This window comes from Pseudarthrobacter sp. GA104 (genome assembly GCF_009741265.1).
Classification (GTDB): Bacteria; Actinomycetota; Actinomycetes; order Actinomycetales; family Micrococcaceae; genus Arthrobacter.
Genome location: NZ_WOWL01000001.1, coordinates 3,347,534 through 3,368,817, shown reverse-complemented (window position 1 = coordinate 3,368,817; position 21,284 = coordinate 3,347,534). Strand labels below are relative to the sequence as shown.

At 66.2% G+C, this 21,284-nt stretch carries 19 protein-coding genes; 3 read left to right on the top strand and 16 right to left on the bottom strand.

Features of this window, described 5'->3' with window-relative positions:
• Nucleotides 1-34 precede the first annotated feature (34 nt).
• Complete coding sequence (locus tag GK109_RS15325) at nucleotides 35-670, top strand: DUF2461 domain-containing protein (RefSeq protein ID WP_157241551.1); 636 nt, start codon at nucleotides 35-37, stop codon at nucleotides 668-670.
• On the opposite strand, the gene GK109_RS15320 is transcribed toward GK109_RS15325, so the two are convergent.
• From GK109_RS15320 to GK109_RS15255, 14 genes are all read right to left on the bottom strand, one after another.
• Nucleotides 648-1,511, bottom strand: coding sequence for an ABC transporter ATP-binding protein (locus tag GK109_RS15320; RefSeq protein ID WP_157241550.1), 864 nt, complete (start codon nucleotides 1,509-1,511; stop codon nucleotides 648-650). The genes GK109_RS15325 and GK109_RS15320 overlap by 23 nt on opposite strands.
• Complete coding sequence (locus GK109_RS15315; protein ID WP_157241549.1) at nucleotides 1,501-2,274, bottom strand: ABC transporter permease; 774 nt, start codon at nucleotides 2,272-2,274, stop codon at nucleotides 1,501-1,503. The genes GK109_RS15320 and GK109_RS15315 overlap by 11 nt, the downstream gene beginning before the upstream one ends.
• Nucleotides 2,271-3,113 (bottom strand): ABC transporter permease, encoded by an 843-nt coding sequence (locus GK109_RS15310; protein ID WP_323056957.1) that lies wholly within the window; start codon nucleotides 3,111-3,113, stop codon nucleotides 2,271-2,273. The genes GK109_RS15315 and GK109_RS15310 overlap by 4 nt, the downstream gene beginning before the upstream one ends.
• Complete coding sequence (locus tag GK109_RS15305; RefSeq protein WP_157241548.1) at nucleotides 3,110-4,096, bottom strand: ABC transporter substrate-binding protein; 987 nt, start codon at nucleotides 4,094-4,096, stop codon at nucleotides 3,110-3,112. Before GK109_RS15305 ends, GK109_RS15310 begins: the two co-directional genes overlap by 4 nt.
• Before the next feature lie 229 nt (nucleotides 4,097-4,325).
• Complete coding sequence (locus GK109_RS15300; RefSeq protein WP_157241547.1) at nucleotides 4,326-4,931, bottom strand: TetR/AcrR family transcriptional regulator; 606 nt, start codon at nucleotides 4,929-4,931, stop codon at nucleotides 4,326-4,328.
• Between the two features lie 73 nt (nucleotides 4,932-5,004).
• Complete coding sequence (locus GK109_RS15295; RefSeq protein ID WP_157241546.1) at nucleotides 5,005-6,552, bottom strand: amino acid permease; 1,548 nt, start codon at nucleotides 6,550-6,552, stop codon at nucleotides 5,005-5,007.
• A 176-nt stretch (nucleotides 6,553-6,728) separates the two neighbouring features.
• A complete protein-coding gene (locus GK109_RS15290; RefSeq protein ID WP_157241545.1) occupies nucleotides 6,729-7,136 on the bottom strand; it encodes a DUF779 domain-containing protein in 408 nt (135 codons plus the stop codon).
• Nucleotides 7,136-8,158 carry an alcohol dehydrogenase AdhP gene (adhP, locus tag GK109_RS15285; protein WP_197432478.1) on the bottom strand — a complete coding sequence of 341 codons (1,023 nt, stop codon included), beginning with the start codon at nucleotides 8,156-8,158 and terminating at the stop codon, nucleotides 7,136-7,138. The genes GK109_RS15290 and adhP overlap by 1 nt, the downstream gene beginning before the upstream one ends.
• Nucleotides 8,159-8,214: 56 nt before the next feature.
• On the bottom strand, nucleotides 8,215-9,738 hold the full coding sequence (locus tag GK109_RS15280; RefSeq protein ID WP_157241544.1) for an aldehyde dehydrogenase family protein: 1,524 nt from the start codon (nucleotides 9,736-9,738) through the stop codon (nucleotides 8,215-8,217).
• 125 nt (nucleotides 9,739-9,863) lie between these two features.
• On the bottom strand, nucleotides 9,864-11,213 hold the full coding sequence (locus GK109_RS15275) for a GAF domain-containing protein (protein ID WP_157241543.1): 1,350 nt from the start codon (nucleotides 11,211-11,213) through the stop codon (nucleotides 9,864-9,866).
• A 177-nt stretch (nucleotides 11,214-11,390) separates the two neighbouring features.
• Nucleotides 11,391-12,668 carry a glycosyltransferase gene (locus GK109_RS15270; protein WP_157241542.1) on the bottom strand — a complete coding sequence of 426 codons (1,278 nt, stop codon included), beginning with the start codon at nucleotides 12,666-12,668 and terminating at the stop codon, nucleotides 11,391-11,393.
• Nucleotides 12,668-13,279 carry a TetR/AcrR family transcriptional regulator gene (locus GK109_RS15265; protein WP_157241541.1) on the bottom strand — a complete coding sequence of 204 codons (612 nt, stop codon included), beginning with the start codon at nucleotides 13,277-13,279 and terminating at the stop codon, nucleotides 12,668-12,670. Before GK109_RS15265 ends, GK109_RS15270 begins: the two co-directional genes overlap by 1 nt.
• A 62-nt stretch (nucleotides 13,280-13,341) precedes the next feature.
• Nucleotides 13,342-14,772 carry an FAD-dependent oxidoreductase gene (locus tag GK109_RS15260; RefSeq protein WP_321214146.1) on the bottom strand — a complete coding sequence of 477 codons (1,431 nt, stop codon included), beginning with the start codon at nucleotides 14,770-14,772 and terminating at the stop codon, nucleotides 13,342-13,344.
• 74 nt (nucleotides 14,773-14,846) lie between these two features.
• Entirely contained in the window at nucleotides 14,847-15,845 is a 999-nt protein-coding gene (locus tag GK109_RS15255; protein WP_157241539.1) for a DNA topoisomerase IB, read from the bottom strand.
• 104 nt (nucleotides 15,846-15,949) lie between these two features.
• On the opposite strand from GK109_RS15255, the gene rarD reads away from it, so the two are divergent.
• Together rarD and GK109_RS15245 are read left to right on the top strand one after the other, a co-directional pair.
• Complete coding sequence (gene rarD / locus GK109_RS15250; RefSeq protein WP_157241538.1) at nucleotides 15,950-16,990, top strand: EamA family transporter RarD; 1,041 nt, start codon at nucleotides 15,950-15,952, stop codon at nucleotides 16,988-16,990.
• A 40-nt stretch (nucleotides 16,991-17,030) separates the two neighbouring features.
• Nucleotides 17,031-18,284, top strand: a complete 1,254-nt coding sequence (locus GK109_RS15245) for an NAD(P)/FAD-dependent oxidoreductase (protein ID WP_157241537.1) — start codon at nucleotides 17,031-17,033, stop codon at nucleotides 18,282-18,284.
• Nucleotides 18,285-18,377: 93 nt separating this feature from the next.
• Here GK109_RS15245 and gabT read toward each other — a convergent pair whose 3' ends face one another.
• The gene (gene gabT / locus GK109_RS15240) at nucleotides 18,378-19,748 is read right to left on the bottom strand and encodes a 4-aminobutyrate--2-oxoglutarate transaminase (protein ID WP_157241536.1); all 1,371 of its coding nucleotides are present in this window, start codon (nucleotides 19,746-19,748) and stop codon (nucleotides 18,378-18,380) included.
• A gap of 52 nt (nucleotides 19,749-19,800) precedes the next feature.
• Nucleotides 19,801-21,231, bottom strand: coding sequence for a gamma-aminobutyraldehyde dehydrogenase (locus GK109_RS15235; protein ID WP_370460624.1), 1,431 nt, complete (start codon nucleotides 21,229-21,231; stop codon nucleotides 19,801-19,803).
• Nucleotides 21,232-21,284: the final 53 nt, after the last annotated feature.

The window sequence follows — 21,284 nt, the reverse complement described above, 5'->3', positions numbered from 1 at the left end:
GGCCGCCGCCGCCCGCCGTCCCTAGGATCGCTGCATGACAACTTTCCAGGGCATACCTGCCGGCGCCTTCGGGTTCTATGAGGAGCTTCAGGACAACAACAACCGGGAGTGGTGGCAGGAACACAAGGACAGTTACCTGTCCCTGATCAGGGAACCGCTTTCGTTACTGCTTGCGGAGCTGGAACCCAGGTTTGGGCCGGCGAAGCTCTTCCGGCCCAACAGGGACATCCGGTTTTCCGAGGACAAGTCCCCCTACAAGACGGCCCAGGGTGCGGTGGCATCCGTCCAGGAAGGGGTTGGCTACTACCTGCAGATAAGCGCTGACGGACTGCTGGTGGGCGGCGGCTACCACTCGCATACGCCGGCGCAGCTGGCCAGGTACCGCAATTCCGTGGACGCCTCCGGCACCGGCGAGTCGCTCCGGCGGATCCTGGAGGCTGTTGCCGCGGCCGGCTTTGCCGTTGAGGGAGAGCAGCTAAAGACGGTGCCGCGCGGGTATGCGCGGGAGCACCCGCGGGCCGAACTCCTGAAGCACAAATCCCTCGCCGCCAGCGTCAACCTTGGCCGGCCGGACTGGCTGGCAACCCCTGCCGCGGTCCAGGACATCGCCGGGCTGTGGGAGGACCTGCGGCCATTGGTTGACTGGGTCAGCCGGCATGCTGCCCCTTGACCGGGGTCTCCTTCCCGGATGAGGCCGCGGCCGGGCGGTGCCCCTTCTTCGCCAGCTGGATCTGTTCGTACACGTGGTGGCGCAGCTCCGTGAAGCGCGGCAGGGAACGGGTATTAAGTTGGTCGCGCTCGTCCGGAAGGTCGATCGTAATATCCTCCTGGATCACGGTAGGCGAGCTGGAAAGGATGATTACCCGCTCGCCGAGGTAGACGGATTCGTCAATGTCGTGGGTCACGAAGAGCACCGTGACGCCCAGCTTTCTCCAGACCACCCGGATCAGGTCCTCAAGATCGGCCCGGGTCTGCGCATCCACGGCCGCGAACGGTTCGTCCATCAGCAGGACCTCGGGCTGGTACGCGATGGCCCGGGCAATAGCCACGCGCTGCTGCATGCCGCCGGAAAGCTGCCAGGGGTAGGACCGTGGCACATGCGAGAGCCCCACGGCCTCGAGGGCGTCATCCACCAGCCGGTCCCGTTCGGCCTTGGGCACCCCCTGGTTTTTCAGCGGCAGTTCCACGTTGTCGCGGACCCGCATCCACGGGAACAGCGAACGTCCGTATTCCTGGAACACCACGGCCATCTTCTTGGGTGGACCGGTCACCCGCTTGCCGTCCAGGAGCACTTCGCCTTCGGTCGGCGCCATGAGCCCGGAGATGCACTTGAGCAGCGTGGTCTTGCCGGAGCCCGAGGGCCCCACCAGGCAGGCCAGCTCCCCCGCGCGCAGGTCAAAGGTGAGGTTCCGGACCGCCTCCACGTCGCCGCCGTCGGTCTGGTAGACCTTCTTCAGCCCGCGGACGGAGAGGGTGGCCTCCGTGGTCGCTTGGGTGGGTTCAGGCTGCATTTTCTACCTCTTTCTGGCCGTGGTACCAGCGCAGGATGTTCCGCTCCGCCCACTGGAAGATGAAAGACATGGCCACGCCCAGCAGGCCCAGGACCACAATGCCGGACCACATTTCCGGGATGGCGAAGGACCGCTGGAACTGGACAATGGTGAAGCCCAGCCCGGAGGACGAGGCAAACATTTCGGAAATCACCATGAGGATCAGCCCGAGGGACAGCGACTGGCGCACCCCGGCCATGATCTGCGGGCTGGCGGAAGGAAGCACCAGGTGCCGCACGCGCGCCCAGCCGCTGATGCCGTACGTGTGTGCCGAGTCGGAGAGCACCGGGTCCACAGCCCGCACACCCTCGATGGTGTTGAGCAGCACGGGCCAGACGCAACCGGAAATGATCACCATGACCTTCATGGAGTCGGTGATGCCCATCAGCAGCATCAGCACCGGCACCAGGACCGGCGGCGGGATGGCACGGAAGAATTCCAGCGTCGGTTCCAGCAGTGCCCGCAGCCACCGGATGGACCCGATCAGGACCCCGCCCACAACTCCGATGGCAATGGCCACCGCCACGCCCACCACCAGCCTGCCCAGGCTGGGCAGGACATCGGAAAAGAACCTGTCACCGAACCATACTTTGCCGAAGGTCCCCACAAGGTCGGCGGGCCGGGGGACAAAAAAGTTGACCGCTCCCAGGGTGGAGGACCACCAGACCAGGACCAGCAGGACCGGCAGGCCCACGATATAGCCGAGGTTTTTCAGCGACCTCATACGATCACCTCCGAGCGCACAGACGAGTGCCATGCCAGGATCCGCTTCTCGATCTGGCGCATCACCATGTTGATCAGGACACCTATCAGGCCGGTGGCCAGCACCAGGGCGTACATGCCGGAGATGGCGCCGCCGGACTGGGCGAGGGCAATCTCCCGGCCCAGGCCCGGGGAACCGATCACCAGTTCCGCCGTGATGGCCAGGACCAGCGCCACCGCAGCGGCAAGCCGAACACCCGTCATCAGGTAGGGCAGGGCCGTCGGAAACACGACGTACCGGATGCGGGCCATCCGGCCCAGTCCGTAGGTCTTGGCAGTGTTGTTGGCGACCATGTCGACGTCGGCCACGCCGTAGAGCACCTGAATGAGGACCTGCCAGAAGGAGGCGTACACGATGAGCAGCAGGGACGACTCGATCTTTACCCCGAAGAGCAGCACGGCCAAGGGGATAAGGGCCACCGACGGGATGGGGCGCAGGAACTCGATGGTGGAGTTGGTGGCCTTCCGGAGGAAGCCGCTGGAGCCGATGATGAAACCGAGCAGGACGGCTGCGGCCACGGCGATCAGGAGGCCGAGGAACCACGCTTTCATGGTTTCTCCCGCCGCAACCCAGAAGGCCGTGAGGCCGAAGTCAACAACCAGGGCGGCAACCACTTCACTGGCGGGCGGGAGGAACCGTTCATCAATCAGGCCGAGGCGGGGAATGAGCTCCCATGTGGCCAGGAATCCGATGATCCCCGCGACTCCGAGCAGTTGTTTCGCCGCTCCCTTGCCGCCCTTCCTTCGGGGCCGCTCCGCCCGTGGAGCGGCCCCGCCGGTGGCCAGGGTTCCTGAACTCACGGGAGGAGGTCGTCCGCACTCGGCGCTTTGCTCAGGGTGCCGTACTTGGCCGCGGCATCGCCGAGCGTCTTGAAGGCATCCTTGTCGAAGTCAGTGCGGTAGCGCGGCAGGATCATCCTGGCCCGGGTGGCCTCATCGATCTTCGTGTAGGTGCCCACGATGTCGCGGACTTCCTGCGGATGCTCCTGGGCGTACTCAAGGGACTTGTTCATGGCCCGGGTGAACTTCCCGGTCAGCTCCGCTTTGCCTTTGATGGTGTCGCCCTTGGTGAAGTAGCCGGCGATGTCCAGTTCCGGGCTCATCTCCACAAAGTTGGACGACACCACGGTTCCGCCTTCAGCAACGGCCTTCGACAGGAAGGGCTCCAGGATCCAGGCGGCGTCCACCTGCTTGTTGGCCAGCGCCGCCGGGGCGTCCGGGAAGGCTACCTCCACGAACTTCACCCCACTTGGATCACCGCCGTCCTTCTCGATCACCGACTTGATGGTGGTGTCGCCGATATTGGAGAGGTTGTTCACGGACACCGTTTTGCCGGCCAGGTCCTTCGCGGACTTGATGTCCGAGCCGGCCGGGGCCACGACGCCGCCGATGTCCTTGCCCTTCTCGCCGGTGGTGGAGGCGCCGTTGGCCACGAACTTCAGGTCCAGCCCTTTGTCCTTGGCGACCATCACCGAAATCAGGTTGGAGAACGCGAAGTCGAAGCTGCCGCTGACCACGCCGGGGACAATCGCCGCGCCGCCCGTGGCCGTCTGGATGTCCAGCTGAAGGCCTTCGTCCTTGAAGAATCCCTGCTTGTCGCCAAGGTAGATGGGGGCACAGTCCACAATGGGGATGACGCCGACGCTGACCTTGGTCAAGCCCGCGCCGCCGCCCCCGGTGGCCGGTGCGCTTCCGCCGCCGGTAGAACTGGGCGAGCCGCTTCCGCAGGCCGCCAGCCCCAGGACAGAGGCAACTGCCAGGATGGAAATAAGACGACGTTTCATGATCACTCCTTCGTGCCCATGACCGGGGGCTGACCCGCCCCCAAGCCCAGTGTTCGACATTCGAACAGAAGTTCGACTATCCGATTCAATCATGGTACGACTGCCAGCACATCCGTGTACGGCTCATTGTTACAGCTCTGAGACGGCACCGTAAGGGACAGTTTCCAGTGGCCAGGCCTGGGATTTCCGCAGTTCCTGCCAACGCCCGGCCTGCGGCGCCGGGGACGGCTCAGCCCTGCCCTCCACCGGGCGCCAGGCGCGTTTCCAGGTTGTTGAAGAAGACCGCCAGCATCAGCTCGAAGGCCTTGGTGGCCGCTTCCGGCTCATTCATGACCACGAAGTCGAACTGCAGCCCGTAGAAGGTGGACGTGAAGAGCCGCGCGTCGGTGTCGGCAAACTCCTCCGGAATTCCCTGCACCATGAGCCAGTCGCGGGTTTTATGGTGGAGCATCCGGAAGTGCTCCTGCGACGTTCCCCTCGGTTCGGCGGCCACGATGTCCTGCGCCGTCGCTTCGAATTCCAGGCGCGTCAGGTGCCGGTTCCGCTGGGCCATGGTCCACTGCCAGGAGTCGAGCAGGAAGTCCCGCCAGGCGGCGCGGTCGATGTCGTGCACATCGGTATTGCGCATCCGGTCCAGCCGGGACTCGATGGAAACCACAATGTCGTTGATCAGCTGGTCCCGGCTTCCAAAGTGGTACACCAGCACATACGCGCTCATCCCCAGGCCCTCAGCGAGGCTCCGGAAGGTGAGCTCGGCAAGCGTTTTGTCCATCAGGTAATCCAGGATCGCGGCCAGGAGTTCTGCCTTGCGTTCGGATCGTGTGGGACGGGCCATGTGATCCATCCTAGAAGCCGGACATGCGAATGCCCGCCCATGGCCAGGCCAGGGCGGGCATTCGCACGGGGTGTCAGGCGCGGGTGAGCTCGTCCTCGCCGTCGCGCACTTTGTCAGCAGCCGGTCCGTTGACCGCCGCGCTCGCGTCGCCGAAGCGCTCGTTGAGGCGGGAATGGCGCTGGCCGTAGGAGAAGTAGATCGCCATGCCGATGACCAGCCAGACCGCAAAGAAGATCCAGGTCTCCACCGCGAGGTTGGTCATCAGGTAGAAGCACAGCACGGCGGACACGACGGGCAGGACCTTGCCGAACGGTACGCGGAAGGCCGGCTTCAGGTCCGGGCGCTTCTTGCGGAGCACCAGGATGCCCAGGCTTACCACCACGAAGGCGGACAGCGTCCCGATGTTGATCATTTCTTCCAGCAGGTCCACGTTGGTCAGCCCGGCGACCAGGGCGACGGCGGCCCCGCAGATGATCTGGAGGCGCACCGGCGTCGAACGCTTCTGGCTGGTCTTGGACAGTGCACGGGGAAGTAGCCCGTCGCGGCTCATGGCCAGCACCACGCGGGACAGGCCCATGAGGAGCACCATGATCACGGTGGTCAGGCCCACCAGGGAGCCGAAGGCAATGATCTTGGCCGCCGAGGTGTCCCCCACTGCTTCGAAGGCCGTGGTGAGGGTGGGGTTCTCGGCCTCGGCCAGCTGCGTGTAGGACACCATGCCCGTGAGTGCCAGGGACACCAGGATGTAGAGCAGGGTTACCAGGGCCAGGCCGCCGAAGATGCCGCGCGGCAGCGTCTTCTGCGGGTTCTTTACTTCTTCCGCCGAGGTGGCCACCACGTCAAAGCCGATGAAGGCAAAGAAGACCAGAGCGGCGCCGGCGAAGATGCCAAGGGTGCCGTACTGGGCGGGGGCGGCTCCGGTGAGGAAGCCGAAGAACGACTGCTTCAGGACGTCGGCGCCACCGGCGCCGCCGGTCGGCTGGGCGGCCGGGATGAACGGGGCGTAGTTTTCGACCTTCACGTAGGTGAAGCCCACCACGATGACAAAGAGGACGACGCCGATCTTGATCAGGGTGAAGATGTTGCCTACGCGGGCGGACAGCTTAGTGCCCAGGACCAGCAGCACGGTGAAGACGGCCACGATCAGGAAGGCACCCCAGTAGAGGTCAATCCCGCCCAGGGAGATCGCCGGCGGAATATCGGCGCCCATGAGGGCGAATACCTTGCTGAGGTAGATGCCCCAGTACTTGGCGATCACGGCCGCGGCGGTGAAAAGCTCCAGGATCAGGTTCCAGCCGATGATCCAGGCCAGGAGTTCGCCCATGGTGGCGTAAGTGAAGACGTACGCGGAACCTGCCACCGGGATGGCGGTGGCGAACTCGGCGTAGCACATGATGGCCAGCGCGCAGGTTACGGCGGCGATGGCGAAGGACAGGGTCACGGCGGGACCGGAGAAGTTGGCCGCAGCCTTGGCGCCAACGGAGAAGATGCCGGCGCCGACAGCAACCGCGACGCCCATGATCATCAGGTCCCAGGTACTGAGGGAGCGCTTCAGCTTGCGCCCGGGCTCATCGGCGTCGGCGATCGACTGCTCGATGGATTTGGTCCGGAGAAGGTTCATTGGGGGATCACAATCCTGGTTTCGGATGGAAACAGACCTATTAACGGTAGTGTCCATCCACTGGACGGGCCCAATTGTCCCGAATGGTGAGACGGTTACTCTGCCGAACTTTATTCCGGCAAAGCACTTGGGACCCTTCAGATGAAGGGTCCCAAGTGCTAGTTGGTCGAACCGGCCTAGGCGGGCCAGTCCATCAGGGCGGACCGGATCAGGAACCTTTTTCCCTCCGGCGCCTCGACCGAAAAGCCGCTCCCCCTGCCCGGCACCACGTCCACCGTCAGGTGCGTGTGGCTCCAGTAGCTGAACTGCTCCCGCGACATCCAGAATTCCAGCGGCTGCGGTTCCAGTCCCTCGGAGAGGTCGAAGAGGCCAAGCAGGACGTCTGCTTCCGCGGTGATGAAGTCGCCCGCCGGATAGCACATGGGCGAGGACCCGTCGCAGCAGCCGCCGGACTGGTGGAACATGAGCGGACCGTGCTGGAGCCACAGTTTCCGCAGCAGCTGCACGGCCGCCGGGGTGAGCGCCACCCGCGAGAAGTCCTCCCCGGGCAGCGTCACCCCGGCCTCAAGCCTGTCCAGCGGCATCAGAACCTCAGGACTACGCGGCCGTCGATCTTGGCGTGCTTCATTTCATCCAGGACGGCGTTGACCTCCGAGAGTTCCCGGACGGACACCGTGGGGTGGATCTTGCCCTGGGCGTAGAAGTCCAGCGCCTCCTCCAGGTCCTGGCGGGTGCCCACGATTGAACCGCGGACTGTCAGGCCCTTGAGCACAATCTCGAAGATCGGTGCGGGAAAGTCGCCGGGCGGCAGGCCGTTGAACACGATCGTCCCGCCACGGCGTGCCATGCCGATCGCCTGCCCGAAGGCCGAGGGATGCACCGCGGTGACCAGTACTCCATGGCATCCTCCGGTTTCGCGCTGGATGACTTCCACCGGGTCCTCATGCAGGGCGTTGACCGTCAGTTCGGCGCCGTGCGCCTTCGCCAGGGCGAGTTTGTCGTCGGCAATATCCACGGCAGCCACCCGGAGGCCCATGGCGACGGCATACTGGACGGCGATGTGACCAAGGCCGCCGATGCCGGAAATGGTGACCCACTGCCCCGGCCTTGCTTCGGTCATTTTCAGGCCCTTGTAGACGGTGACGCCGGCACAGAGCACCGGCGCCACCTCGACGGGGTCGGATCCCGCCGGTATGCGGGCGGCGAAGCGCGAGTCCACCAGCATGTACTCGCCGAACGAGCCGTCAACACTGTAGCCGGCGTTCTTCTGCACTTCGCAGAGTGTTTCCCAGCCGGTGCGGCAGTACTGGCAGTCGCCGCAGGCGGACCAGAGCCAGGCATTGCCCACCAGGTCACCGACGGCCAGGTCGGTGACGCCCTCGCCGAGGGCCACCACTTCCCCCACGCCCTCGTGGCCGGGGATGAAGGGCGGTGAGGGCTTGACTGGCCAGTCACCTTCCGCCGCGTGGAGGTCGGTGTGGCAGACGCCGGTGGTCAGGACCTTGACCAGTGCCTGTCCCGGGCCGGGGGCGGGAATCTCGAGGTCCTGGACCTGGAGGTCCTTGCCGAATTCGGTTACTACTGCTGCTTGCATTCTCGTCGTCATTGGCGAAATCCTTGCGTCGTTGTAGCGGGGTTGGAACTGGGGTGCAGCGGCTACTTCTAGAAGAAGCCGAGCTTGTTTTCGTTGTAGCTGACCAGCAGGTTCTTGGTCTGCTGGTAGTGGTCCAGCATCATGGCGTGGTTCTCGCGCCCGATGCCTGAGGACTTGTAGCCGCCGAACGCGGCGCCCGCCGGGTAGGCGTGGTAGTTGTTCACCCAGACACGGCCGGCCTGGATTTCCCGGCCTGCCCGGTATGCCACGTTGCCGTTGCGGGACCAGACGCCGGCGCCGAGGCCGTAGAGGGTGTCGTTGGCGATGCCCATGGCGTCGTTGTAGTCGCTGAACTTCGTTACGGCGACCACCGGGCCGAAGATCTCCTCCTGGAAGATCCGCATCTTGTTGTGGCCCTCGAAGACCGTGGGCTGGACGTAGAAACCGCCGGCAAGGTCGCCGGGCAGCTCGGCCCGGGCGCCGCCGGTCAGGACCGTGGCGCCTTCCTGCTTGCCGATGTCGATGTAGGACAGGATCTTCTCGAGCTGGTCGTTGGAGGCCTGCGCCCCGACCTGGGTTTCGGTGTCCAGCGGGTTGCCCTGGACCATCTTTTCCACCCGGGCCACGGCGTCGGCCATGAAGGACTCGTAGATGTCTTCCTGGACCAGCGCGCGGGACGGGCAGGTGCAGACTTCGCCCTGGTTGAAGGCAAACAGCGCGAAGCCCTCCTGGGCCTTGTCGTAGAACGCGTCGTTCTCCTGGGCGACGTCATTGAAGAAGATGTTCGGGCTCTTGCCGCCGAGCTCCAGGGTGACCGGAATCAGGTTCTGGCTGGCGTACTGGCTGATCAGCCTGCCGGTGGTGGTCTCGCCTGTGAAGGCGATCTTCCGGATCCGGGGGCTGGAGGCGAGCGGCTTGCCTGCCTCGACGCCGAAGCCGTTGACCACGTTCAGGACGCCGGCGGGGAGCAGGTCGCCGATGAGCTCCATCAGGACCAGGATGGACGCCGGCGTCTGCTCGGCGGGCTTGAGCACCACGGCGTTGCCGGCGGCGAGGGCGGGCGCGAGCTTCCAGACGGCCATCAGGATGGGGAAGTTCCACGGGATGATCTGGCCGACGACGCCGAGCGGCTCGTGGTAGTGATAGGCGGTGGTGTCCTCGTCGAGCTGCGAGAGCCGGCCCTCCTGGGCGCGGACGGCGGAAGCGAAGTAGCGGAAGTGGTCCGCGGCCAGGGGCATGTCGGCGTTGAGGGTTTCACGGACGGGCTTGCCGTTGTCCCAGGACTCGGCGACGGCCAGCATTTCCAGGTTCTCGTCGATCCGGTCAGCGATCTTGTTCAGGATCGCGGCGCGCTCGGCCACGGAGGTCTTGCCCCAGGACGGCGCAACCTTGTGCGCGGCGTCGAGCGCCAGTTCAATGTCCTCCGCCGTGCCGCGGGCCACCTCGCAGAAGACCTTGCCCGTGACCGGGGTGACGTTTTCGAAGTACTGGCCCTTCACCGGGGCCACCCATTCGCCGCCGATCCAGTTCTCGTAGCGGTCCTTGAACGTGACCTTCGAACCCTCGGTACCGGGCTGGGCGTAAACAGTCATTGCTAGCTCCTTTGCTGTGCATGGGGCGGAGGCCGGCTCATGGCCTCCGCCGTTGCACTCAGCGTAGGAGGGCAAAGGTTGCAGTCAGGTTGCAACCCTGTGGCCCACATCACAGGGGCTCATTGTCAGGCGCGCAGTTCGGCTTCCAGCCGCTCGAGGTCGGCGACGACGGCGGCACGCTTGGGCGAGCGGGCAGGCAGCAGTTTCAGGGCGGCACGCCGGACCCCGACGTCGTCCCTCGACTCGGGCAGCTCAGCGTACTTGAGCAGCGTTTCGGCGCTGCCGTCCGTGAGGACGGCTTCCCGCATGAGGGACGAGACCCTGTCCCGGAGGTCGATGATGCCGGGGGCCTCGGACTTGGGCAGCACGGCCCCGCGGTAGATCTCCAGCGCGATCCGGTGGGCGCCGCGCTGCAGGCAGTTAAGGACCTGGCCGCTGTCCGGCACCAGGTCCAGGGGCAGCCGGTACGGCCGCGAGCCGGGAACGGCGGCCGGGTTGAGCTGCTGCAGGACCTTGCGCAGCCGGACCATTTCGGCGCGCAGCGTCATGGTGGACCCGTCGCCCGGGTACAGGAGGACGCTGAGTTCCTCGGCGCTCAGTCCGTCCGGGTGCGAGCTCAGCAGGGCGAGGATTTCGCTGTGCCGGGCGGACAGCACCACGGTTTTGCCCTCGATGCTGAGCAGGGCCTGGTCGCGGCCCAGCAGCTGGAGGCTGTTGCGGTACAGGCTGCCCTCCTTCGCCCCCGGCACCGGTGACCGGGAAGCGCTGCCATGGCTCCGCCGTCGTGCGGGCCTGCTGGCCAGCGACGCCGCCAGCTGCAGCCTTTCAACGCGCAGCTGCGCCTGCGCGGCGGCCACGGTCGCCTCGACGAGCGACAACGTGTGGGGTGCCACCGCCGTGGCCGTACCGGTGATGTCCACCACGCCCAGGACGGCGCCGGAATCCGGATCGTGGAAAGGAACAGCGGTGCAGCTCCAGGGGTGGACGGTGCGCTGGTAGTGCTCGGCCCCGGCGATCTGGATTCCCCGGCCCAGGGCAAGGGCGGTTCCGGGGGCACTTGTTCCCACCGTTGCCTCGGACCAGTCGGCACCCGGGACGAACATCATGCCCTCGGCGCGGCGCTGCAGCACGGGGTCCCCGTCCACCCACAGGAGCCGGCCCACCTCGTCACCCACTGCCACCAGCAGGCCGCTGTCGTGGCTGGGCTGGACCAGGAGCTTGTTTATGACAGGCATGATGGCGGCCAGGGGGTGCTGGCTGCGGTAGTCCTCCAGCACGTCCCGGTCCATGGCGAGCGGGGCTGCCAGGCTGTCCGGGTTTGCCTTGAAACTGGCCGAACGCTGCCAGGACTCTTTGATGAGCTTGCGCAGGCCTGGTATCTCCGGGGTGCCGGCAGCGGCACCGTCCAGGAACTCATGCCCGGCGAGGGCGGCTCGCTGGTGCGGCTCGGCGGCCGGCTGGATCAGGTTCGTCATCGAACTCCCATGATGGTGCGCGGCACTCGTTCTGCCAGCCCGGCAATTGTACCCCTCAGCCGGGCTGGACGGCGGCCGCAAATGCGTTGCTTTTGGCCCCTGTGGCAGGCGGCAGACCCCGGAACGGCGCGGTTGCGGGGACCAGCTGCCTGCAAAAGTTACGCAAACAGGGACGCGTCAGCCGTATTGGATGCGGACCAATTGCTCCAGGGCGTCCGCTCCGGCGGCTGCACCGCCCGCTGCCCTGAACCCGTCGGCCACCCGGCGGGCCCCTTCCCTCTTGCCAAGGGCCTCGTGAACCGCCGCTCGAAGCGTCCCGGGAGTGAGCTTCCTGCGGCTGAGGCGCACACCCGCGCCTGCCGCCACAACCCGCGCCGCCACCTCATGCTGGTCCCGGCCGAACGGGACCACAACCACCGGAACCCCCTTGGCCAGCGCCTTCTGGGTGGCACCCATTCCGCCATGGGTGATGGCAACTGCCGCGTGCTCCAAAACCGGCCCGTGCGGCAGGAAATGTTCCAGCCGGGCATTCGGGGGAAGCTGTCCAAAGCCATCAACACTGGAAGCCCGGTGCGCTCCTGCGGCGCCACTCTCCGCGGCCGGCAGCGTGGCGACGACGGTGAACGGCTCCCCCGCGAGGCCCTGCAGTGCCGCGTGAACGATGGCTTCGTCGGCCTGGTATTCGGACGAAGTCGTTACCAGAATTACCGGTTCCTTGAGGGAACCAAGCCAGGCGGGCAGCGGTGCCGGCGGTTCCCATGACAGCGCCCCGATCATCCTGACGTCCGGCGCCCAGTCAGGGTGCGGGTACTCAAATGGTTCGGAGGTGGTCACCAGCGTGAGCGGGGCGGTGCGGAAGAAAGCGTCCACGCTCCGGACCGGGGGAAGTTTCCCGGCGGAGATGTCAGCGCGCACCCTGTTGATGCCGGGCAGCATCAGCTTCTCCACGGCTCCGGTCACGAGGGGGCGTACCAGTGCGTCCCGGATCCTTCCCAGCGGCCCCGGCATCGGGTCCAGCCCGGGCCCGAAAGGCGGCGTCCCCTTGGACTGGAGCGGCGGGGTGTAGGGACTGAACGCTCCCCACGGGAGCCCGCTGGCTTCCGCCACCATGCGGGCACCCCACGCGTTGATGTCCACCAGCAGCAGGTCGGGATTGACGTCGCCAATGGCGCTGCGAAGGTCCGGGGCGTCAATCCGGGCACGCGCTGTGAAGGTCTCGGTGCTTGAGGCGAGGTTCGCCTTGACCGACTTCGCCAGGTAGTCCCGGTGCACCAACTCCAGGAGCCGTTGGTCGACAGGTTCGGCGTGCAGGCCCGCGCTCCGCAGCATGGGGACCTGGCCGGGAAGGGCCCGTACATGGACATCGTGGCCCCGGGCATTCAGTTCCAGGAGCAGGGGAACCATCGGAAAAAGATGGCCTATGGCGGGCGAGGTATAGCCAAGAACGGTGGACATCACGGCCTCCGGGTGAAGGGCTCCAGCATTTCGAGTAAGGAAAGTGCCACCTGGTCGCGGCTGAGGCCCGCATCCAGGCGGAGCAGCTTCCAGGTGTAGACGTCGCAGAGGGCGACGAACTGGGCCAGGCGCCGGTTCCGGTCCTGCCCGTCCGGGAGGAACCCGCCCTCAAGGAAGGGGGCGAAAACCCGCTCACACCACTGCCGGTGGAGGCGCCTGGCACCTTCGGTGATTTCCGCCAGGAGGGGTGAGGTGTCCTCCTCAGCCAACAGTTTCAGGGCCAGCGCACCGGTAGTTTCGTAGTGCTCCAGGAGGTTGTCGACGGCGGCCGGGACGTCGCCGGGGGGAACGGCGCCGCGCTGGCCGGCAACCTCTGCGGACGCGAATTCAGCGGCGGCGTGGATGAGGCCCATGCGGTCACCGAAGCGGCGGATGACAGTTTGGACGGTAACACCTGCCCGTTCCGCCACTGCATTCAGGGTGACGTCACCGAGCGGCCCTTCCTTGAACAGGTCCAAAGTTGCCTGCAGTATCCGGCGCCCCGTTTCGGCGGCGGAGGCGGCGCGCTTGGGCGAGTCGTAGGGCCGGGTCTTCATCCCGTCCGTATTCATGTTAATCAGCTTAACTCGAAATATGCCCCAAGGTAAGGGGTCCCGGGATGGTCAGGGAATCCTCAGCCGCGGGAGATGCGGATCATCTCCTCGCGCGGCACCACCTTGATGCGTTCGCGGACCACGTGGTCCAGGCCTTCGGGCCCGGTCCAGGCAGCACCGAGGCCTGCTTCGTGGGCGTCGAGCCTGTTCCAGCCCTCCCATGTGGTGTATTCGATGCCGCGCTCTTCCAGCAGGTCGATAATCGCCTGGGGGTCAGGGTTCTTGGCCGGGGGCAGGGTCAGCCGGTCCTCAAGGAGGAAACCGATGGTTTCCAGGGCGTCGCCCTTGGTGTGGCCGATCAGGCCTACCGGTCCGCGCTTGATCCAGCCGGTGGCGTAGATGCCGGGAACGGGGTTGCCTTCAGCGTCCAGGACCCGGCCGCCTTCGTTGGGGATGACGCCCCGCTTGGCGTCGTACTCGAGTTCGTCCAGGGCGGAGCCGTGGTAACCGATGGCCCGGTAAACGGCCTGGACCGGGTACTCGATGTACTCCCCCGTGCCCTTGGCATTCCCGGTCCCGTCGAGCTGCATGCGCTCGAACTTGATCCCGCCCACCTTGCCCGTGCCGTCGTCGAGCACCTCTACGGGGCTGTGCAGGAAGTGCAGGTGGAGCCGCCTGGAGGACGGGTTCTCGGACTCGGTGTGCTCCTCCACCAGCCAGTTGGTGAGCGTGTTCACCATGGTCTTGATCTGGTTGTTGCTGCGGATGGCGTCATCGGAGGCTTCGTCGAACTCGAAGTCCTCGGGGTAGAGCACAATGTCCACGTCGTTCATGTGGCTCAGTTCCCGCAGTTCCAGCGGCGTGAACTTCACCTGGGCCGGGCCCCGGCGGCCGAAGACGTGCACGTCCGTGACCGGCGAAGCCTTCAGCCCCTGGTAAACGTTGTCCGGAATCTCGGTGCTCAACAGCTCCTCAGGATGCTTGACCAGCATGCGGGCCACATCCAGTGCCACGTTGCCGTTGCCGATCACCGCGATTTCCTTCGCCTCCAGGGGCCACTCGCGGGGGACGTCCGGGTGGCCGTCGTACCAGGACACAAAATCAGCGCCGCCGAAGGAGCCCTGCAGCTCGATGCCGGGGATGTCCAGGTCAGCGTCCTTGACCGCGCCGGTGGAAAAGATCACCGCATCATAGAAGGCCCGGAAGTCGTGCAGGGTGAGGTCCCGGCCGTACGTTACGTTGCCCAGGAACCGGATGTCGCCGCGGTCCAGGACCTTGTGCAGCGCATTGACAATGCCCTTGATCCGGGGATGGTCCGGCGCCACGCCGTACCGGATCAGGCCGTACGGCGCCGGGTAGGCCTCGAACAGGTCGATGCTGACCGCGAAGTCGCCGTCCTTGACCCCGCTGGACTTCGTGAGGATGTCCGCAGCGTAGACACCGGCCGGCCCCGCGCCCACAATGGCGACGCGGAGGGGACGGGAGGAGGCGGATTCGCTGTGGTTGGACACCGGAAGCCCTTCTGAACTGGCTGTCTTGACGAGAATGCGCCGGACAGGTAGCGCACAGTCCCCTATTCTAGGGCTCAGCCGCTCTTCGCCAGCGGAACCACGTCACCTTCGCGGTACAGCAGGGCCCTGAGCTCGGCTTCGGCGGAGTCGGGCCGTTTGGGATCGATGGTTTCGCCCTCGTGGTAGTGATCCACTATGCGGGGATCGACGTAGCTCTTGCGGGCGATCGACGGCGTGTTGCCCAGCACCTCCGACGCTTCCATCATGGCCCGGGCGATGGCCCTCTTGCGTTTGGCCGCCGTCCGCCGGGCGCCTGTGCGGGCCAGGCTGCCGGCAGCCGCAACCGTGCCCCGCAGGGTCCGGAAGTCCTTGGCCGTGAAGTCGGATCCGGTCCGCTCCTTCACGTAGGCGTTGATGTCGGCACTGGTGACCGGCTTCCACTGCCGTCCCTCCTTGTACGCCAGGAGCCGGGCATTGGGGCCGCGCCGCTTGAGCAGCCGCAGCAGGACGGCGAGGTCTGCGTCGCGGAATTCCGACTCCCAGTCCTTGCCGCTCTTGGCGGGAAACTTCAGCAGGATACGGTCCTTGCGCACCGTCACGTGGGCGCAGAGCAGGGTGGCGAGCCCGTGGCTGCCGTTCTCGTTCGTGTACCGCTCAGACCCCACCCGCAGCGATCCGCTGTCCAGCATCCGGAAGGCCCCGGCGAGGACCCGGTCACGCGAAAAGCCCTCACTGCGCAGGTCCATGGTGACCCTGCGGCGGGCCGACGGCAGCGACTCCGCCAGTTGCAGGGAACGGTCGAATTTCACCCGGTCCTTCCGTTCCCGCCATTCCGGGTGGTAGATGTACTGGCGCCGGCCCACCGCATCCACACCGGTTGCCTGGATGTGCCCGTTCTCGAACGGGGCAATCCATACATCTGTCCACGCCGGCGGAATGCCGATGCTTTCCAGCCGGTCCCGAACCGGACCGGGCGGCAAGGTGGAGCCGTCCAGGTCCCGGTAGCTGAAGCCTTTACCGGCAGCAACACGGCGGTAGCCTCGGCCCGAAGCGTTGCTGCGCCGGAGCCTCATGGGGCCGTGTCCGGCCGCTTGGCGAAGATCATAAAAGCAAGCCTACTGATTATTTGCCGGTTGCGTGCCCTGCCTGCTGGAATACCTGCCCCCGGGGTGGTGTTATGGGTTCCGTGCCCACTCCCGATGGATCCTCCCCCGCCAGTGCCCCGGCTCCCGCCGCTGCGCCCCGTCCTTCCCGGGCAGCCGGCCCCAAAGCCGCCGGTCCCAGGGCCGTAGATAAGGAGACGACGGCGGGAATCCTCTTTGGCATCGGGGCTTACGGGCTGTGGGGGCTGCTGCCGCTGTACTTCTTTGTCCTCATGCCGGCGGGCGCCGTCGAAATCGTGGCCAACCGGGTGGTGTGGTCCCTGCTGTTCTGCGCCCTCCTCATCATGGCCACCCGTTCCTGGTCCGCGCTGGCGCAGGCCCTGCGGGACCGGGCCGTGTTTGGTTCGCTGGCCCTGGCCGCCCTCCTGATCGCCGTCAACTGGCTGACGTACACCTACGGGGTGACCACCGGGCAGGCCGTTGAGGCCTCCCTTGGCTACTTCATCAACCCGCTGGTGTCTGTCCTGCTGGGCGTGTTCGTCCTGAAGGAGAGGCTGCGTCCGCTGCAGTGGACCGCCGTCGGCATCGGTTTTGTGGCGGTGGGCGTCCTCACCTACTCCTACGGCAAGCTGCCGTGGATCGCACTGACCCTGGCCTTCAGCTTCGGCCTCTACGGTTTCGTCAAGAAGCGGGTGGGGTCCAGGGTGGACGCCGTCACCAGCCTCAGCGTGGAGAGCATGGTGCTGGCCCCGTTCGCGGCGGCCACGATGGTCTACCTGGCAGCCGCCGGAACAGCCACGCTCACCACACAGGGACCGGGCCATTTCTGGCTCCTGCTGGCCTCCGGCGTGATCACGGCGGTACCGCTGCTGTTCTTTGGAGCCTCGGCCCGCCGCCTTCCCCTGACAACCATCGGGCTGCTGCAGTACTTCGCGCCAGTCCTGCAGTTCATCCTGGCGCTGGTGGTGTTCAGGGAAGCGATGACCCTGGACCGCTGGATCGGCTTCGGCGTGGTGTGGGTGGCGCTGCTGGTCCTGACCGTGGACATGCTGCGCACGGCCCGCAAGGCGTCCGTGGCCCGGAGACGGAACCGGGCGGCCCTCAAATCCCCCTAGCCCCCTGTTGCCGGGAACCCCGGTGGAGTAGGTTGCTCGGATGGAGGACTCATATCAGGTCATCGTGATCGGGGCCGGATTCGCCGGCACCGCTGCAGCCAGGGAACTTGGCCGCAAGGGCGTCCGCGTCCTGCTTATCGATTCGAACAACTACCACCAGTTCCAGCCGCTGCTGTACCAGGTGGCCACCTCGCAGATCGGCGTGTCCGCCATTGCCCGCCCCATCCGGTCCATGTTCCGGCGGATTCGCAACGTGCGGGTCCTGACCGCGGAAGTTGCCTCGGTTGATGTTGGAAACCGCACCGTCACCACCGACGAGGGTGACACGTTCCGCGCCCAGGTTTTGGTGATCGCCGTGGGCGCCGTGCCCAACTTCTTCAATACGCCCGGGGCGGAGGAGCATGCCTTCCCGCTGTACTCCGTGACCGACGCCACCAGGCTTGGAACCAGCGTGACCCGGCTGCTGGACCGGGCCGACCGCGAGCCTGGAACCGAAGTGGACATGGTGGTGGTGGGCGGCGGTCCCACAGGGGTGGAGACTGCCGGCGCCCTGGCGGAAAACATCAAGTTCGTTGTGGCAAAGTTCTTCTCCCCGGAACTGGCGGCCCGGTGCCGCGTGCACCTGGTGGACATGGTGCCGAGCGTGCTCGCCATGTTTTCTTCCAGGTCCCAGGAATACACCCGGCAACGCCTGGCGAAGATAGGTGTCCAGATGCATATGGGGGTGGGCGTCACCGAAGTCAGGGCCGACGGCGTGACGCTGGCTGACGGGACGGTCATCCCGGGCGGGATCGTTGTCTGGGCCGGCGGGCTGAAGGGCGGTGACCTCATCGCCGGCTCGGGGCTGCCGCAGGGAAAGGGCGGCCGGATCGACGTCCAGGCGGACCTGACGGCCCCTGGTGCGGAAGGCGTGTATGTCATCGGCGACGCCGCCAACATCACCGATTCGACCGGAGCGAAACTGCCGCAGCTCGGTTCGGTGGCCCAGCAGGCCGGGAAGTGGGCCGCGCGCAACATCCTTGCCGACCTCAACGGCGGAACCCGGCAGCCTTTCCGCTACGTGGACAAGGGATACATGGCGATGATCGGACGGGGCGCGGCGGTGGCTGAACTGGGGCGCCGGCGCGTCCAGCTCCAGGGTCCGCTGGCTTTTCTGTCCTGGCTCCTGGTGCACCTTGCCCTGCTGTCCGGATTCCAGCAGAAAGTCCGCGCCCTGTTTTCCTGGCTCAACGGCTACGTGCTGCACAGTCCCGCGCAGGTGGTCATCGGAGAACCGGACAAAGCCCAGAGGTAGCGGCGCCTTAATCCCCCGAGGCCCCGGAACAGTAGTTCCGGGGCCTCGGGTTGTGTTCGCGCCGTTGCGAGGGGACGCTAACTCTGTGGACTGCTACGCGTTGGCTTTGATGGCGGCGGCCAGGACGTCCAGGCCGTCGGTCAGCAGTTCGTCGGTGATGACCAGCGGCGGCAGCAGGCGGATCACGTTTCCGTAGGTGCCGCAGGTGAGGATGATGACACCTTCCTTCAGGCACGCGGCCGCCACGGCCTTGGTCAGTTCCGGGTTCGGTTCCTTGGAGCCAGCCTGGACCAGTTCGACGGCGAGCATGGCGCCGCGCCCGCGGACATCGCCGATAACGGCTGTTCCGGCACCGGCAAGCTCGGCCTGCAGCGCGCGGAGGCGGGTAGTGGCCAGGGCTTCAATGTGGCGGGCCCGGCCGTTCAGGTCGTACTCCTCCATGGAGCCGATGGATGCCAGCGCGGCTGCGCATGCCACCGGGTTGCCGCCGTAGGTGCCGCCCAGGCCCCCGGGGTGCACGGCGTCGAGCAGGTCTGCCCGGCCGGTGATGGCGGAGAGCGGCATGCCGCCGGCGATCCCCTTGGCCAGGGTCAGGATGTCCGGGACAACACCCTCGTGGTTGACGGCGAACCATTCACCGGTGCGGCAGAAGCCGGACTGGACCTCGTCGGCGATGAACACGATGCCCTTGTCCTTGGCCCAGGCGGCCAGCGCGGGGAGGAAGCCCTCGGCGGGGACAATGAACCCGCCTTCGCCTTGGATGGGTTCGATGATGATCGCGGCAACCTGGTCCCCGCCGATCTGCTTCTCGATCATGGTGATGGCGCGCTTGGCGGCCTCGGCACCGGTGATCTCCGGGTTTTCCTCGCGGTACGGGTAGCTCATGGGCATGCGGTACACCTCGGGCGCGAAGGGGCCGAAGTTGGTCTTGTACGGCATGGCCTTCGCGGTGAGCGCCATGGTCAGGTTGGTGCGGCCGTGGTAGGCGTGGTCGAAGGCCACGACGGCGTCGCGTCCGGTGGCGAGGCGGGCCACCTTGACGGCGTTCTCCACCGCCTCAGCGCCTGAATTGAAGAGGACCGTGCGCTTCTCGTGGTCGCCGGGCGTGAGGCGGTTGAGCTGCTCGGCCAGTGCCACGTACCCCTCGTACGGGGTGACCATGAAGCAGGTGTGCGTGAAGTGCTCCACGGCTTCCTTGACGGCACCGACGACGGCGGGATCGGACGCGCCCACGCTGGTCACCGCGATGCCTGAGCCGAGGTCGATGAAGGAGTTGCCGTCGACGTCGTGGATGATCCCGCCGTCGGCGTCTGCAACGTAGACGGGAACGGCGGAGGCGACGCCGGCGGCAACTACTGCCTTGCGGCGCTCGGCCAGTGCCACCGACTTGGGCCCGGGGAAGTCGGCCTGGACCCGGCGCTTCTGCTCCAGGCGGAAGGTGATGTCTGATGCGGTGGTGGTCATGGGGAGCCTTTCTGGAAAGCCTGGGGTTTGATGCGGAGGTTTGGCGGCGGGGTTATGCGTCGAGTGCACTCATGACGTGCTTGATGCGCGTGTAGTCCTCAACGCCGTACATGGAGAGGTCCTTGCCGTAGCCGGACTGCTTGAAGCCGCCGTGGGGCATTTCGGCGGTGAGGAGGATGTGGGTGTTGATCCAGACGGCGCCGAAGTCCAGGTCGCGGCTCAGGCGCATGGCCGTGCCGTGGTCGGTGGTCCACACGCTGGAGGCGAGGGCATAGTCCACGTCATTCGCCAGTTCCACAGCTTCTTCCTCGGTGCTGAACTTCTGCACGGTGATGACGGGCCCAAAGGTTTCCTTCTGGACGATGTCATCGCTTTGCCTGGCGCCGGTGACGATGGTGGGTTCGAAGAAGTAGCCCTTCTCCCCCGCCCGGTGGCCGCCAATTTCGATCCGGCAGTTGGCAGGCAGGTTCTCCACCACCGAGCTGACGGCGTTGAAGTGGTTGACGTTGTTCAGCGGGCCGAAGTAGTTGTCCTCATCGTTCTGCGAGCCGGTGCGGAGGGTTTTGGTGTGCTCCACCATGGCGGCGACGACGTCGTCGTGCACCGAGTCTTCCACCAGCACGCGCGTGATCGCGGTGCAGTCCTGGCCGGCGTTGAAGAACGCGAACTCGGCGATGGCCGCGGCACTCTTCTTGATATCGGCGTCCTTGAAGACGATGGCCGGCGCCTTGCCGCCAAGCTCCAGGTGGGCACGCTTGAGGCCCTTGGCCGCACCGGACGCCACAGCGATGCCGGCACGGACGGAGCCGGTGATGGACACCAGGCCGGGAACCTTGTGGTCCACCATCAGGGCACCGGTCTCGCCCGTGCCCAGCACCACGTTCAGGACGCCGGCGGGCAGGATGTCCCCTGCGAGGCGGGCCAGGACCAGCGTGGATTCCGGGGTGGTGTCCGAGGGCTTGAGGACCACGGTGTTGCCGGCGGCGAGCGCCGGGCCGATCTTCCAGATGGCCATCAGGAAGGGATAGTTCCAGGGTGCAACCTGTGCCACGACGCCGATGGGTTCGCGGCGGACGTAGGAGGTGTGCCCCTCTAAGTATTCGCCGGCGGACTTGCCTTCAAGGATGCGGGCTGCGCCGGCAAAGAAACGGAGCTGGTCGGCGCCGGCCGCCACTTCCTCGGAGGCGATCAGGGAGCGGACCTGGCCCGTGTTGCGGTGCTGGGCCTCCACGAGTTCGTCACTGTTGGCCTCGACGGCGTCGGCGAGCTTGAGGAGCATCAGCTGGCGCTGCCCCGGGGTGACGTGCTTCCAGGTCCTGAAGGCGTCCTTGGCTGCGGTCATGGCGGCGTCCACATCGGCCTGCACCGAGACGGGCGAGTGCGCCACGACCTCCCCGTTGGCCGGGTTCACGATGTCCAGCAGGGTGGTGCCGGCAGGGGTGACGAACTTCCCGTTGATGAAGTTCTGCAAGGTTTGGACCACGGTGTGCAACCTCTTTCGTAGGGGCCACCCGCGCCCGGGCGGAGTTCGGGGCG